At 37.9% G+C, this 13,446-nt stretch carries 13 protein-coding genes and 4 tRNA genes; 12 read left to right on the top strand and 5 right to left on the bottom strand.

The window, feature by feature from the left end; translation table 11 throughout:
- Nucleotides 1-5: 5 nt before the first annotated feature.
- Nucleotides 6-605, bottom strand: coding sequence for a Yip1 family protein (locus H4J41_RS06520; protein WP_182137006.1), 600 nt, complete (start codon nt 603-605; stop codon nt 6-8).
- A 228-nt stretch (nt 606-833) separates the two neighbouring features.
- Nucleotides 834-1,112, bottom strand: a complete 279-nt coding sequence (locus tag H4J41_RS06525) for a hypothetical protein (protein WP_182137005.1) — start codon at nt 1,110-1,112, stop codon at nt 834-836.
- Nucleotides 1,113-1,579: 467 nt separating this feature from the next.
- On the opposite strand from H4J41_RS06525, the gene H4J41_RS06530 reads away from it, so the two are divergent.
- The 7 genes from H4J41_RS06530 (at nt 1,580) to H4J41_RS06560 (ending at nt 8,430) form a co-directional block, all read left to right on the top strand.
- Nucleotides 1,580-1,840: a DnaJ domain-containing protein gene (locus H4J41_RS06530; RefSeq protein ID WP_182137004.1), complete on the top strand. Its 261-nt coding sequence runs from the start codon at nt 1,580-1,582 to the stop codon at nt 1,838-1,840.
- A 56-nt stretch (nt 1,841-1,896) separates the two neighbouring features.
- Nucleotides 1,897-2,358, top strand: a complete 462-nt coding sequence (locus H4J41_RS06535; RefSeq protein ID WP_182137003.1) for a hypothetical protein — start codon at nt 1,897-1,899, stop codon at nt 2,356-2,358.
- 84 nt (nt 2,359-2,442) lie between these two features.
- On the top strand, nt 2,443-3,096 hold the full coding sequence (locus H4J41_RS06540) for a hypothetical protein (RefSeq protein WP_259363249.1): 654 nt from the start codon (nt 2,443-2,445) through the stop codon (nt 3,094-3,096).
- 329 nt (nt 3,097-3,425) lie between these two features.
- Nucleotides 3,426-4,355 (top strand): DUF6178 family protein, encoded by a 930-nt coding sequence (locus H4J41_RS06545; protein ID WP_182137001.1) that lies wholly within the window; start codon nt 3,426-3,428, stop codon nt 4,353-4,355.
- 77 nt (nt 4,356-4,432) lie between these two features.
- Nucleotides 4,433-5,230, top strand: coding sequence for an alpha/beta fold hydrolase (locus H4J41_RS06550; RefSeq protein ID WP_182137000.1), 798 nt, complete (start codon nt 4,433-4,435; stop codon nt 5,228-5,230).
- A gap of 274 nt (nt 5,231-5,504) precedes the next feature.
- The gene (locus H4J41_RS06555) at nt 5,505-6,278 is read left to right on the top strand and encodes a tRNA isopentenyl-2-thiomethyl-A-37 hydroxylase MiaE (protein ID WP_182136999.1); all 774 of its coding nucleotides are present in this window, start codon (nt 5,505-5,507) and stop codon (nt 6,276-6,278) included.
- Nucleotides 6,279-6,546: 268 nt separating this feature from the next.
- Nucleotides 6,547-8,430, top strand: coding sequence for a DUF885 family protein (locus tag H4J41_RS06560; RefSeq protein ID WP_182136998.1), 1,884 nt, complete (start codon nt 6,547-6,549; stop codon nt 8,428-8,430).
- 335 nt (nt 8,431-8,765) lie between these two features.
- Here H4J41_RS06560 and H4J41_RS06565 read toward each other — a convergent pair whose 3' ends face one another.
- Together H4J41_RS06565 and H4J41_RS06570 are read right to left on the bottom strand one after the other, a co-directional pair.
- On the bottom strand, nt 8,766-9,536 hold the full coding sequence (locus H4J41_RS06565; RefSeq protein ID WP_182136997.1) for a UDP-2,3-diacylglucosamine diphosphatase: 771 nt from the start codon (nt 9,534-9,536) through the stop codon (nt 8,766-8,768).
- A 24-nt stretch (nt 9,537-9,560) separates the two neighbouring features.
- Nucleotides 9,561-10,052, bottom strand: a complete 492-nt coding sequence (locus tag H4J41_RS06570; RefSeq protein WP_182136996.1) for a peptidylprolyl isomerase — start codon at nt 10,050-10,052, stop codon at nt 9,561-9,563.
- Between the two features lie 222 nt (nt 10,053-10,274).
- On the opposite strand from H4J41_RS06570, the gene cysS reads away from it, so the two are divergent.
- Nucleotides 10,275-11,657, top strand: coding sequence for a cysteine--tRNA ligase (cysS, locus tag H4J41_RS06575; RefSeq protein ID WP_182136995.1), 1,383 nt, complete (start codon nt 10,275-10,277; stop codon nt 11,655-11,657).
- A gap of 169 nt (nt 11,658-11,826) precedes the next feature.
- Here cysS and folD read toward each other — a convergent pair whose 3' ends face one another.
- A complete protein-coding gene (folD, locus tag H4J41_RS06580; RefSeq protein ID WP_182136994.1) occupies nt 11,827-12,684 on the bottom strand; it encodes a bifunctional methylenetetrahydrofolate dehydrogenase/methenyltetrahydrofolate cyclohydrolase FolD in 858 nt (285 codons plus the stop codon).
- A 267-nt stretch (nt 12,685-12,951) separates the two neighbouring features.
- On the opposite strand from folD, the gene H4J41_RS06585 reads away from it, so the two are divergent.
- The 4 genes from H4J41_RS06585 (at nt 12,952) to H4J41_RS06600 (ending at nt 13,381) form a co-directional block, all read left to right on the top strand.
- Nucleotides 12,952-13,028: transfer RNA gene (locus H4J41_RS06585), tRNA-Pro, on the top strand.
- 87 nt (nt 13,029-13,115) lie between these two features.
- Nucleotides 13,116-13,192, top strand: a tRNA-Arg gene (locus tag H4J41_RS06590).
- A gap of 7 nt (nt 13,193-13,199) precedes the next feature.
- A tRNA-His gene (locus H4J41_RS06595) sits at nt 13,200-13,275 on the top strand.
- Between the two features lie 29 nt (nt 13,276-13,304).
- Nucleotides 13,305-13,381, top strand: a tRNA-Pro gene (locus H4J41_RS06600).
- Nucleotides 13,382-13,446 lie beyond the last annotated feature (65 nt).

A 13,446-nucleotide genomic window follows, 5' to 3' on the forward strand; every position in this document is an offset into this window, starting at 1 on the left:
TGTTGTTAGCTAATATATTCAACGCCTAAGCCAGAACTAAAAACGATAGCACTTGCTGCCATGAGTGCCACAATCAGTACTAGACCACAAGTTACAACAGAGCTTGAATAAATAAAGCCTTTTTCTTCAGGTATATTCATCATAATGGGTACACCTGAATAAAGCAGATATACCGAGTAACACAGCGCGGCTAACCCGGCCAGAGTTACAAACCAAAGCACTGGAAATAGCGCAGCTAAACCAACCATCAATAAAGGTGTTGCTGCATAGGCGGCTAGCTCTAATGACTGGGTGAAGTTTGGTGTTGAATCAAAGGTTTTTGCCATCCATTGAATTAAAACGGCTAGGGAAAGTACACCTATAATTAAACCAATATACATAGCGATTGACATAAAGATTGCGTTTGATTCAGTCAATCGAATCGGATCGCCTGCGCCTATTGCCCAGCCAATATGTGCAGTAGCATAATAACCACAAATGGCGGGAATTAAGGCTATAGTGAGAATATGCACCATAGAATAGGTTAAGCTCTCGTGACGTTTCTCAATGGTTTGCCATTCTTTTTTAGGTGCAGTATAAAGCCCCCAGATATGATTTAAGATCATGTTATGTACCTCTCTCTGTACTGTAGCCCAAAATATTGCAGATATAAGTAAAAATCTGCGACCTGACTTTAAATCAACGTTATTTTTTTTATTGTTGATATGCTATTTATGTAAGATGAAGAGGGATTCGTCAAGGCTTGTTTGATATTTAGACGTAAATATATTTCTTTAGCCATCTATCAGTCTGCTAATTTGTCTTTTAGACAAAAAATGACTAGCAGACTTTAATTAGCAGACTTTAATGCGCACAATCTTCATGACTTCAAGTTCAAAACCTGCAACCGTTTCTTTAGTGGCATAATAGGTAATATTGACCTGTTGGTTGTGTAACGACTTATAAAGTTTTTTTCTACGATACTTAAAAGGTACATCAATACCCTTTAGCATAATGGTATTTAGGTACCAATGGTCAACTTCACGCTGCACATGTGAGAGCACAGTTTTTTGCTCACTATGAGTAAGTGCCTGGTGTTTCTTTGTTAGTGATTCAGCGTCAGTTTGTTTCATTGTGGTATTCACTATGTTTTTGTTAAAAATAAGTTCGTCTGGTTAACTTGTTAAGGAAATATTATAACAAATAGTGCCACTTTATTTTAGCTAATTGCTGACTTTTAACGCTATCTTTGAATACTTGTTAGTAAAAATTAATTATTATTGAGTTATTTAAACGTCGATAATTGATTAATTCCAAAGCAAAGTTACTCTTTATTGCCATAGCAGGCAGGTAAGTTGTTGCGAAAATCGTTTATCAAGATAGCCGGGCGTTGAGCTATAAGTTGTGGTGAGTAGCAGCTTAGTAAAAACGATTAAACTGCTGAAAAATAATCAGTTAAAATTAATAGCCATTAATATCTGACGATCAAACAATAAATAAGCAAACATAATGGTGTTAATAATATAACTGTCAAGGTAAAATTGGCGCTATTGTGGTAACCGTTATTTTATGTGGTCTAGTAAAAGGTAATTGAAGGTTTATGGATTATTTTGAACAGTTAGGTGTTAGTAGAGTATCGACCACCTTAGAGATTAAAAAAGCTTATCGAAAACTCGCTAATAAATATCATCCAGACAGAAATGATAGTGTTGAAGCTAAAGAAAAATTTCAATTAATTCAGCAAGCTTATGATGTTATTGCGGATCCAAAAAAACGATCTTTATATTTAAAAAATAACTATACCGTTATCACTGATCCTCGAGAAATTGCTGACTCCTTTTGGCAAAGCGCTTTAAGTTAGTAGTTATTAAGCTTTACATGAGTTTCTCAATTAGCCTCTCCATTAGGAAATAAAGAATGTCATCAGAAACCAATATTCCTGATTATTTAACCGATGATTTTTCTCTGTATTTAGAGAATATGACCTCGTTAGCTGATCCTGAAAATCCTGACTTATTATCAAACTATGTCGCGACGCTCTTCGAACAATTAAAGCAAATGCCATTATTATTTACTGGCATGGTTGATCAATTAGCGATGGCGATATCAACTAAAATTAAAATTGACAGTAAAAGCCTAGAAAAAATATGTTTTACCCCTGAGCCTTCATGGGATGAAGTAAAACCTTTTGTTGGAGTACACACAGATGCTCGAACTTGTATTACTGAGATAATGACGCATGCAGAACAAGAGCTAAAAATTGCTGTTTTATTGATTCATTTTTATAACCGCTATGATGCGACACCTTTAAGAACGCAAGTAGATGAAGATGATCAAGTCACAGATGATGAATATAATGACTATGATGAGAATTACTAAGGCGATAAACAATAGATTTTATAAAATTTGCATTGAACAAAATAAAAATTTTATTCATTACTCAATAGATATCAGTTTTAAGGAATGACCTTGACAAAAAATGCATTAATTCTTGCTAGCGACATTATTGAACAAGCACAACTGAGTGGTCGACGTGCTGGCACCTCACTAGAAGCGATTGCCTCTGAACAAGGCGATGAGAAAATGCTTGCGGTACTAACAGAGATGGATATTTTAACCGTAGCTAAAATTGTGCGAGAGCATGATGCCACCATACCTTCTATTGCCACCTGGTTAATGGATGCAGATTCAATTAAACAACTATTAAACGTTGAACCCTCATACTGGCAAAATATCGATGAAGACCATGTGTTTTGTGCGCAAACAGAAGCACACAGTTTATTAACACAAATATTTCTCTCCTCTGATGATGAAGAAAAACAATTAGAAGTATTAAAAGCTATTGTGGAAGACGATTTTGGTCTTTTATATTTGTCGTTACCCTTTATCGGTCACGATTTTTCTGAATTAGAAGAAGATGAAGAACAAACATCAGGCAGCCTTGAAGAACTGTTAATGAAAATAAAAACACTAAGCGAAGAAGCTTATCGTGAAGTGATGACAGTTAGCAGCAATGGTACACTTGAGAATATTGAAAACTCGCTAAAACAAAATGCCAATAAACATCGCGTTACAGCCCTTGAAATGGACACCGACGATATGTTCGCGCCACTGTAATGTATAAATATTGTATTTAGAGCCTGTTGACTATTGAAGATTGAAGATTGAACTTCAGCTTTGGACAACAAAAACCCATCAATTAGAGATTGAAAATATTGTTGGGTTGCTCTAATAAACAATGAAAAATTTAAGCTTAAGCTTAAGCTTTTTAAACTATCTGCAAAGGCTCAGGGCTATTTACCCGGCTAACGCTGTTTGTCGTTTACCTAGCATAATCAAGAGAGATTCTTTATTGTTTGGCATAAAACAAGCGCCAGCAGAGATAAAGACAAAAGCTTAAGCCAAGCTCACCAATAGCAACCGCTTTAATTGATTGGGATCCATCAATGACCATTGCAAAGTTAAGAAATCATCCTTTTTTACTTTTAGTATTAAAAGATGGTGAAAATGACGGCTATTTTACCGCCGAATTTATCCGTAAAACCAAACAACAATTAATTGATATGTCGTTGAGGATAGCCTCTGATAATCTCTCAATAATTTATGCCGATCAAATAAAAAAAGGCTGTGAAATTGTATTAGGCATGAGTAACTTAGGTTTATTAGAACTTTGTGATAACGATACTGAGCAAGCCAAGGCGATACTAAAAACCCATGGTGTCGTTTACTGCTTTAGGGCCGGCTGGGCAAAGTATGCTCAGTTAAAAACCATATCAGCGTCATACTTCGACAGCATTTCTATTTTTTCCTATGCTTTAGCGATTAATGACACCTCAGATATTCGCCTTATGCATGCAGCGTTAGTGAATGAAGGCTATCAAAGTGCTAAGCTTTTACAAGTCTATAAAACTATTGCGGCGAGCTATTGCGCTAGCACTATACTCATTGATAGTGATGAAGAGGTATTGAAATTTGAATTACAACGATTTCTTAACAGCGCTATTGCATTATTACTGATTGATTCTGATAAAAAGATCTTTACCCATAGCTTATATCAAGAGTTAACGACTTACCTTTTGAGTACAGAAAAAGAGCGAGTGCTGATTAATATAGAGCGTTGTATTATTAGCTTTACTGAAAAATTATCACGATTAACCAAAAGTGATCTTCAAGCGCTAGCTTTATTGGATTTTACTGAACTCAAGGGTATTATTCACCAACAAGAAAATATCGCTGTTTATATACAAGAGATATTAGAGCTACCTATCACTGTTGCCAATGAGTTGAATGGTGACTTTGATGGCGGTTACGACTTTCATGCTGATGATGAAGACGATATTGCCTACTTAAGACCAGATGCCTCATCACATCAGTAGGTATTTGAGCGATTTTTTTTTAAATTAGTTATACTCGTCGATATTAAATTTGTATATATAACAGGTCACTTGCAGTAATGATAAAACCAATTCTTTTTCATACTATTTATCCACATAAAACAAGTAAAGAATGGGTGGTTTTTGTCCATGGAGCTGGTGGTAGTTCTGCGGTATGGTTTCGTCAGATCAGAGCGTTCCAACAACAGCATAATGTGCTCTTGTTGGACCTTCGAGGCCATGGAAAATCAAATCAGTTAGTCAAAAGCTTTGTCGGCAGTCATTATTCTTTTAATAAAGTCTCTGAAGATATTATTGATGTCTTAGATCATAATAATATTGCTTGTGCACATTTTGTTGGCATTTCGTTAGGCACTATTATCATTCGTAACATAGCTGAAATTGCACCAACGTACGTATCAAGTATGGTTTTAGGTGGTGCTATTACACGTTTTAACGTGCGCAGTAATATTTTAGTTTATTTGGGCAATACCTTTAAACATTGCTTACCCTATATGTGGTTGTACCGTTTATTTGCTTTTATTATGATGCCGAAAAAACGCCATAAAGAATCTCGTCATTTATTTGTTCGCGAAGCTAAGCGTTTGTGCCAGAAAGAATTTATTCGTTGGTTCAAATTAGCCATGGATGTTAACCCTTTAATGCGCTACTTCAAAGAGAAGGAAATCGACATACCTATTCTTTATATTATGGGTAAAGAAGACCATATGTTTCTAGAGCCGGTAAAAGAGATGGTTAAGCGACACAAAAATAGTTTATTACATACCATTCATCAATGCGGCCATGTCTGTAATGTTGAGAGCCCAGATGTGTTTAATAAACACTCTTTAGATTTTATAGCGCAGCAAAATAGCTAAACGGCTTTATTGGTATGAAACTACTAAATGAAAGTTAACACTAAATAACGCGCAAGCAGAGTTGTTGAAACAAGCCTAGTCAATATATTTTAGTCACGTTAAACACCTACTCTACGCTAGAAGTATGCACATAACATATCTTAATGGCGGCGAGTTAGCCCTTGTATGGTTTGTTACAGAGAGAAAATTCACTCCATGATTTACCAATATTCCCACTCATAAATTCATGATGAAATAGTCATGATTTCTAAGCCTATAGCGAGATACCTTACCTGTGACCACAGAAAAACTTTTAGCCCCAATCAAGTCATTCTTAAAATGTGAAACACCACAAGCATGGCTTGATGAAGCGGCGAAAAAAGAAAACTTATCGATTCTGTTAATTGATCACCTGATATGCGAGCTTAAAGCCGCACAATCTGCGATGTTTTTTATCCGAAAATATGTGGTTGATAAAGCCAGTGGGGATGCATTATTAGCTTGGTTACAACCTTTTGAAACCCTGATATACAAGCGAGAAGGTGATTGGCGTTCATTAGCAACTAAAAATAAACTGACAAAGTCAGTGATCCCAAAAGCAAATTCTCCTTATGGGCAAAGTTTGATTGATAAAATGGTCTTGTTAATAAAAGAAGAGCTGCATCACTTTTATCAGGTCTTAGAAATTATGGCTGAATACGGTGTTGAATATCGTAGTATTACCCCATGTCGCTATGCTAAAGGCATGTTAAAGCACGTTAAAACCTTCGAACCTGATGCACTTATCGACAAATTAATTGTTGGAGCTTATATTGAAGCAAGATCTTGTGAACGTTTTGCTATGTTGGCGCCATTGGTTGATAAGCGCTTGGGCGACTTTTATATCTCTTTACTTCGTTCTGAAGCACGACATTATCAAGACTACCTAACACTGGCAAAAGAAATTTCAGGCCCAGAACAAAGTGACAAAGTTGATAGTCGTATTGCTTACTTTGCTGAGGTAGAAAGCCAATTAATCATCAGCCCAGATAATGATTTTAAATTTCATAGCGGTGCACCATCATTTTAGTGGCGAAAACCACCTTAGCTGTTTAACTTGCTCAATAATGACTAAAGGCAATCGTTAGCGAAAAATCCCATCTATTACAGTGAATAATTAAAACCCTATTACCCTATTATATATTTTCGGTTGTAGGGTTTATACCTACCCAATGATCAATAATGTCGGATAAAATTTTTAATTCTCACCATAACTCGCTAGACTGCTAACAGGCGTTTTAATGCGCTGCCTATGAATATGATATTTATATAAAATACAATAATAAGGAAAATAATTGATGCGCACTATAATTGCATTAGTTGGAGCTGTGGCCTGTTTGTCTGCCTGCCAACCTAATAGTTCAACACAAAAGTCCATTCAAGCACCGACCGAAGTGTCGGTAATTCAACCGGTTGAACAAAATAAACTTAGCGAGTCGCAACGATTAAATGAATGGTTTGCGGTTAAATATGAAGAGCAGCTGCAAAGCAACCCAATCATGTTGACGTTTTTAGGGCGAAAAGAGCAGTACGATCAAATCAATGATATGACTGAAGCTTTTGAGCAAAAGCAATTGGCATGGCAAGCGGCAACGGTTGCTGAGTTAAGTGCTAATTTTGATTACAACAAATTAACCGCCGAGGCTAAAATATCATACGATATTTGGCTTTATCAGTATGAACAAGCTAAAGCCGGTCAAAAGTTTAACAATAACAATTATATCTTTACTCAATTCAATGGCATTCAAGCCTTTGCCGCGCAGTTTTTAATTAACTTTCATCGTGTTGATGAGTTAAGCGATATGCAGGCATATATCAAACGTATTGGCGGTATTAGTACGGCAATTAGTCAATTATTGCTGCGAGCAAAAGAAAATGCTGCGTTAGGTACACGGCCACCAAAATTTGCTTACGAAGGTGTTATTGAACAGGCAGGTAATTTGATTACGGGTCGTCCATTTTCAAATGCAAAAAGCGCAAGTGATTCGCCACTTTGGCTAGATGCTCAGAAAAAAATTAAAACGCTAGTTGACGCTAAAAAAATTACGGCAGCACAAGCAAAAACTTTAGAGTCAGACGCGAAAAAGCAACTGCTTGAAGCCTTTTTACCAAGTTACCAAGCGTTAATTGCCTGGTTTGAAAGTGATATAGTCAACACAGTGAGTAACCCAACAGGCGTTTCATCACAAAAAAATGGTCAAGCATTTTATAATTATATGATTGGCGCTTCAACAACCACTGAATTATCTGCTGATGAAATTTATGACATTGGTGTTAAAGAAGTCGCGCGTATCACCGATGAGATGATCGCGATTAAAGACCGTGTTGGTTTTGAAGGCGACTTACCCGCGTTTTTTAATTTTATCAAAACCGATGAACAATTTTTTTATCCGAATACTGACGAAGGGCGACAAGGTTATATTAGTGATACTGAAGCTTATTTAGGTTTTATTAATGAACAACTACCACAATACTTTGGCCTGTTGCCAAAGGCTGATTTAGTGGTTAAGCGCGTAGAAGCCTTTAGAGAACAAGATGGCGCCGCTCAACATTATAACCCAGGTACGCCAGACGGTAGTCGTTCAGGGGTTTATTATGCGCATTTATCTGATATGTCAGCCATGCCAAAAAATGAAATGGAAGGTGTGGCTTACCATGAAGGTAATCCGGGCCATCATATGCAAATTTCCATCGCACAAGAGCTAACATCAGTGCCACAGTTTCGTCGACAAGCTAACTTTACTGCCTATAGCGAAGGTTGGGGTTTATATGCTGAATTGCTAGCGAAAGAGATGGGCGCGTATCAAGATGACTTTTCTGATTTTGGTCGACTGGTGAATGAAATGTGGCGTGCCGTCCGTTTGGTGGTTGATACCGGTTTACATGCAAAAGGCTGGACTGAAGCGCAAGCTATTGCTTACTTTAAAGAAAAAACACCTATTGCTGAAGAAGCTATTGTTTCTGAAGTGCGTCGATATTTAGTGCTACCAGGTCAAGCAACCGCCTATAAAATTGGCATGCTGAAAATATTAGCCTTACGTGAAAATGCCCAACAAACACTCGGCGATCGTTTTGACATTCGAGGCTTCCACGATACCGTGCTTGGTGGCGGTGCTATGCCATTAGCGATATTAGAGCGAAGAGTGAATGACTGGGTAAGTAGCCAAATGCCTAAGTCGTGATCAACCCTAGGTAGTTATTAGCTTTATTAATGAAGTGCCTGAATAAAAGTGCTTGAATGAAAGTGCCTGAGTGAAAATTCAGGCACTTTTTTATATTCAAGATGAATGGTATGCCAAGATCACAGGGCCGCTAGCTCTTAGCCATTGAGGTCATTGTGCCGCATTAGGCTAATAACTTACATTCATGTAAAAATATGATGCCACGGCATTAATACCTCCATGGGCATCGATAGTGAAAGCGTGACGATATTTAGGGTAATAAGTAGAGTTAGACAGGGTGATTTTTTACTTAAATCACCACTAGTAGGCTGATAAAATGTGCTCAGAAAAAGCGCTTATGACTTATTTAGCTCAAATGGGCTGTCCATTAATTCCATGCTATCAGGCGTGACTTTAAGCCAAGCACCTTGCTCGTACCAATCACCCAGTACAATACGCTTTGCTGCTTTTTTGTTGGCTTTTATTTCATGTACCGCAGGTCTGTGCGTATGGCCGTGGATCAAAATCTGACTTTGGTATTGCTCTAAACACTGAACAACTTCGCTGGGCGTAACATCCATAATGTCTTGTGATTTCATCGCTGTGGCTGTCGCACTTTGGTCACGATAATTATTAGCAATTTTTCGTCGAACAAATAAAGGTAAGCTTTTTATCATCGCTTGCCACCACCAACTACGTGATTTTTTACGAAAAGCCTGATAGCTAACATCACGAGTACAAAGGGTATCACCGTGCATAATAATCACAGGCTTACCATATAAGTCTATTAAGGTGACCTCGGGTAATAGTTGCATACCGGATTGCTTAGCAAAACGTTTACCTAATAAAAAATCACGATTACCATGAATAAAATAAATTTTACAACCAAGTGCTGATAGTGCTTTTATCGCTTGAGATATGTCTAGAATAAAAAGGCTATCGTCATCGTCGCCAATCCAGTATTCGAATAAATCGCCTAAAATATATAATACTTGTGCTTTAGGTGCTTCGTTTTTTAAAAACGCTAAAAAACAGGCCGTTATATCGGGCCTGTTTTGCGCAAGATGTAAATCAGCAATAAAATAAGTTAAAGCTGATTTATTGCTCAAGTGAGAAATATCGCTCATGGCGTTAACGTGCGTATTTAAGTATTACGCTACGATAGTTTCTTCAATTAGTATTTCTTCTTTTGGCACGTCGTCATGATAGCCAGAACGACCGGTATCAACTAAAGTCATTTTGTCAACTATGTCCATACCTTCAACCACTTTAGCAAATACACAGTAACCCCAGCCTTGCACATCTTTACTTTTAAAGTTAAGGAAGTCGTTATCAGCTAAGTTAATAAAAAATTGTGCTGATGCTGAATGTGGGTCTTGGGTACGCGCCATAGCTAAAGTACCACGGGTATTGCTTAAACCATTATTTGCTTCGTTTTGAATTGATTCACGGCTGTCTTTTTCGTCCATACCTGATGCGAAACCACCGCCTTGCGCCATGAAACCTTTAATAACACGGTGAAAAACTGTGCCATTATAAAAGCCGTCTTCAGCGTATTGTTGGAAGTTTTTAGCGGTAACAGGTGCGTTATCAAAATCTAATTCAATTTTAATGTCGCCTAAGCTTGTTTTAAATGTGATCATTTTTTTACTCATAAATCTAAAGGAAATTTAACTGGCTAAATTGTAACTCAATAAAAGAAACATTTCTTGGCAAAATTCATCGTAAATTTATCAGAAAATTTCTCTGCAAATGAGCCAAGTTAATGATTCATACCCATACTTGGGGTACAATTGCGATAATTCCCGTTGTGGGGATAAGTGAATTTAATCACGTATTGATATTAGATAGGAAAAAGCGCCATTATGTTGCAGATTTATAATACCTTAAGCAGGAAAAAAGAAGTTTTTAAGCCGATCACTTCCAACAAGGTAGGTTTATATGTTTGCGGTATTACTATTTATGACCGATGTCATATCGGTCACGCCAGAACCTACGTTGCCTTTGATATTATTGCCCGTTACTTAAAGTATTTAGACTACGACTTAACGCATGTGCGTAATATTACTGACGTTGACGATAAAATTATCAAACGTGCTAATGAAAACGGTGAAAGCTGTGAAGCCTTAACCTTACGTATGACCGAGCAAATGTATCAAGACTTTGATGATCTTAATATTATGCGCCCAGATATTGCCCCAACGGTTACGGGTCATATGGTTGAGATCATTGCTTTGGTTGAACGCCTAATAGCGCGAAAAAATGCTTATGTTGCCAGTAATGGTGATGTGATGTTTGAAGTCAGTACCTATAAAGATTATGGAAAATTGAGTTTACAAAATTTAGATATGCTGCAAGCGGGTTCTCGTGTTGATATTGATGAAGCAAAGCGTAGCCCATTAGATTTTGTGCTGTGGAAAATGGCTAAACCCGATGAGCCAAGTTGGGAGTCACCTTGGGGTAAAGGTCGTCCGGGTTGGCATATTGAATGTTCCGCGATGAATCTAAAGCATTTAGGTGAACATTTTGATATTCATGGTGGCGGCTCAGATTTACAATTTCCACACCATGAAAATGAAATAGCTCAATCTTGTTGTGCTCACGATACACCGTACGTTAATTACTGGATGCATGGCGGTATGGTGCAAATAAACAAAGAAAAGATGTCAAAATCTTTAAATAACTTTTTTACTTTGCGCAGCGTGCTTGATGCCTATGATGCAGAAAGTGTGCGTTTCTTTTTAACCTCGAGTCATTACCGTAGCCAGTTAAATTATTCACAGGATAACTTAACGCAGGCGCGTGCAAGTTTAGAGCGTATTTATACGGCGTTGCGTGACGTCACGCCCATTAAGGTCGAGTTAAAAGGCAACGCATATGTTCAACGTTTTGAAAAAGCGATGAATGATGACTTCAATTGTCCTGAAGCTATGCCAGTTTTATTTGAATTAGCGAAAGAAATCAATCGCATCAAAGCAACAGATATTGAAGCCGCCTCTAAACTGGCCTTTATTTTAGTTTCATTAGGTGCAGTATTAGGCGTTGCGCAAAATTCACCGGAAGATTTTTTACAAGGTGGGAATGGCGATAGCGATGAAGTGGCAGAAATTGAAGCTTTGATTAAACAACGTAATGACGCCCGTGCCAATAAAAATTGGGCAATGGCGGATGACGCACGCGATAAGCTAGCGGCATTGAATATTATTCTAGAAGATAGTGCGGGCGGTACAACCTGGCGTAAAGGCTAGAGTTACCTTAGCACAAGCGTATTATAAAGATAAAAGCCTGCAATAGCAGGCTTTTATGTACATGATGTACTGGCAGTTTTTTTCTAGACAAACACTTAATACCTGCGTCCATGCAGGCAGTGTCATCAGCGCATTAATGCACCAGCGCTTACATTGACAAATAACCAGACTATTTACTATGAAACTCTTCACACGCAATAAGGGTGTTTTCTATTAAGCTAGCAACCGTCATTGGACCCACACCGCCTGGTACTGGCGTGATATAACCCGCATTTTCTTTTGCTTTAGTAAAGCCAACATCACCCACTAGCTTGCCGTTCTCTAAACGGTTAATACCCACATCAATAACAATAGCGCCTGCTTTTATCCATTCACCAGGAATAAATTCAGGTTTACCAACAGCTACCACTAATAAATCAGCATTTCTTACTTTTGTTTCTAGGTCTTTGGTAAATCTATGGGTGGTGGTAACCGTACAACCGGCGAGTAATAGCTCTAGTGTCATAGGGCGACCAACAATGTTTGATGCACCGACCACAACAGCCTCTAAGCCGTGAGGTTCTACGCCAGTTGAGGCGATTAATTTTATAATACCTTTTGGCGTACAAGGACGAAGTCCAGGCTGGCGTAAGGCTAATTTACCCACATTGTTTGGATGAAAGCCATCAACATCTTTTAATGGATTAATATGCTCAATAATTAAATTGGCATCTAAGCCTGCAGGTAAGGGCAGTTGAACAAGAATGCCGTCTATTGCATTATCGTTATTTAACTCATCAATTAAGTTGAACAGTTGCTCTTGAGATGTTGTTAAAGGCAAGTCATAAGAACGTGATACAAAGCCAACTTCTTCACAGGCTTTTCTTTTACTACCAACATAAACTTGAGAGGCGGGATCTGAACCGACCAAAATCACGGCTAATCCGGGAACACGCAGACCATTTTTTATGCGTTGTTGTACTTTATCTTTAACAGAAAGGCGTAGTTGTTGGGCGATCAACTTACCGTCAATAAGAGCTGCAGTCATAATTCTTCACAAAAGGCTAAAAAACGTGGTTATTTTCGCATAATAGAAAAGCTATTTGTAGAAAATAAATGCATAGCGTGTCGAAATAATTATTTATTGATAAATAATGGTGATATTTTTATTTTATTAGCCAATATCAGTGGTATTTTAATCAAGATGCTGTAAAAGTGAGCGAACGAACATTTATTTAAAAAAAGTGTTTGACGGACAACGGGCAACTAGGTAATATCCGCATCCGTTGAGAGAGCAAGCTCTTTTAACATACGTCGGTGATTAGCGCAGCTTGGTAGCGCACTTGGTTTGGGTCCAAGGGGTCGCAAGTTCGAATCTTGCATCACCGACCATTTTTTTATTTTCAATGTTTTTATTTTAAAATAAAAAAAGATAAGTTTTATACCTAATGAAGCTTGTTTAGCATCTGTAGGCAATGTGCGCCCTTAGCTCAGCTGGATAGAGCAACGCCCTTCTAAGGCGTGGGTCGTAGGTTCAAATCCTACAGGGCGCGCCATACAGTGGTGGCTATAGCTCAGTTGGTAGAGCCCCGGATTGTGATTCCGGTTGTCGAGGGTTCAAGTCCCTTTAGCCACCCCATTTTTTGTATGGTTTAGTAAAAAGTATATCGGTGATTAGCGCAGCTTGGTAGCGCACTTGGTTTGGGTCCAAGGGGTCGCAAGTTCGAATCTTGCATCACCGACCACTTCTTATTTTTGATGACTTTACTTGATTTAATTTCTTTACGTAGTTTAACACATCAAGTGCTGG

Source organism: Colwellia sp. MB3u-45 (assembly GCF_014077005.1).
Lineage (GTDB): Bacteria > Pseudomonadota > Gammaproteobacteria > Enterobacterales > Alteromonadaceae > Cognaticolwellia.

What these genes read in the sequence shown, in the direction of transcription:
- H4J41_RS06535 (WP_182137003.1), top strand. Translation starts at nt 1,897, where the DNA reads ATGTCATCAGAAACCAATATTCCTGATTATTTAACCGATGATTTTTCT.
- H4J41_RS06540 (WP_259363249.1), top strand. Translation starts at nt 2,443, where the DNA reads ATGACCTTGACAAAAAATGCATTAATTCTTGCTAGCGACATTATTGAA.
- H4J41_RS06550 (WP_182137000.1), top strand. Translation starts at nt 4,433, where the DNA reads ATGATAAAACCAATTCTTTTTCATACTATTTATCCACATAAAACAAGT.
- H4J41_RS06525 (WP_182137005.1), bottom strand. Translation starts at nt 1,112, where the DNA reads ATGAAACAAACTGACGCTGAATCACTAACAAAGAAACACCAGGCACTT.
- H4J41_RS06560 (WP_182136998.1), top strand. Translation starts at nt 6,547, where the DNA reads ATGCGCACTATAATTGCATTAGTTGGAGCTGTGGCCTGTTTGTCTGCC.
- H4J41_RS06565 (WP_182136997.1), bottom strand. Translation starts at nt 9,536, where the DNA reads ATGAGCGATATTTCTCACTTGAGCAATAAATCAGCTTTAACTTATTTT.
- folD (WP_182136994.1), bottom strand. Translation starts at nt 12,684, where the DNA reads ATGACTGCAGCTCTTATTGACGGTAAGTTGATCGCCCAACAACTACGC.
- H4J41_RS06530 (WP_182137004.1), top strand. Translation starts at nt 1,580, where the DNA reads ATGGATTATTTTGAACAGTTAGGTGTTAGTAGAGTATCGACCACCTTA.
- H4J41_RS06570 (WP_182136996.1), bottom strand. Translation starts at nt 10,052, where the DNA reads ATGATCACATTTAAAACAAGCTTAGGCGACATTAAAATTGAATTAGAT.
- cysS (WP_182136995.1), top strand. Translation starts at nt 10,275, where the DNA reads ATGTTGCAGATTTATAATACCTTAAGCAGGAAAAAAGAAGTTTTTAAG.
- H4J41_RS06520 (WP_182137006.1), bottom strand. Translation starts at nt 605, where the DNA reads ATGATCTTAAATCATATCTGGGGGCTTTATACTGCACCTAAAAAAGAA.
- H4J41_RS06545 (WP_182137001.1), top strand. Translation starts at nt 3,426, where the DNA reads ATGACCATTGCAAAGTTAAGAAATCATCCTTTTTTACTTTTAGTATTA.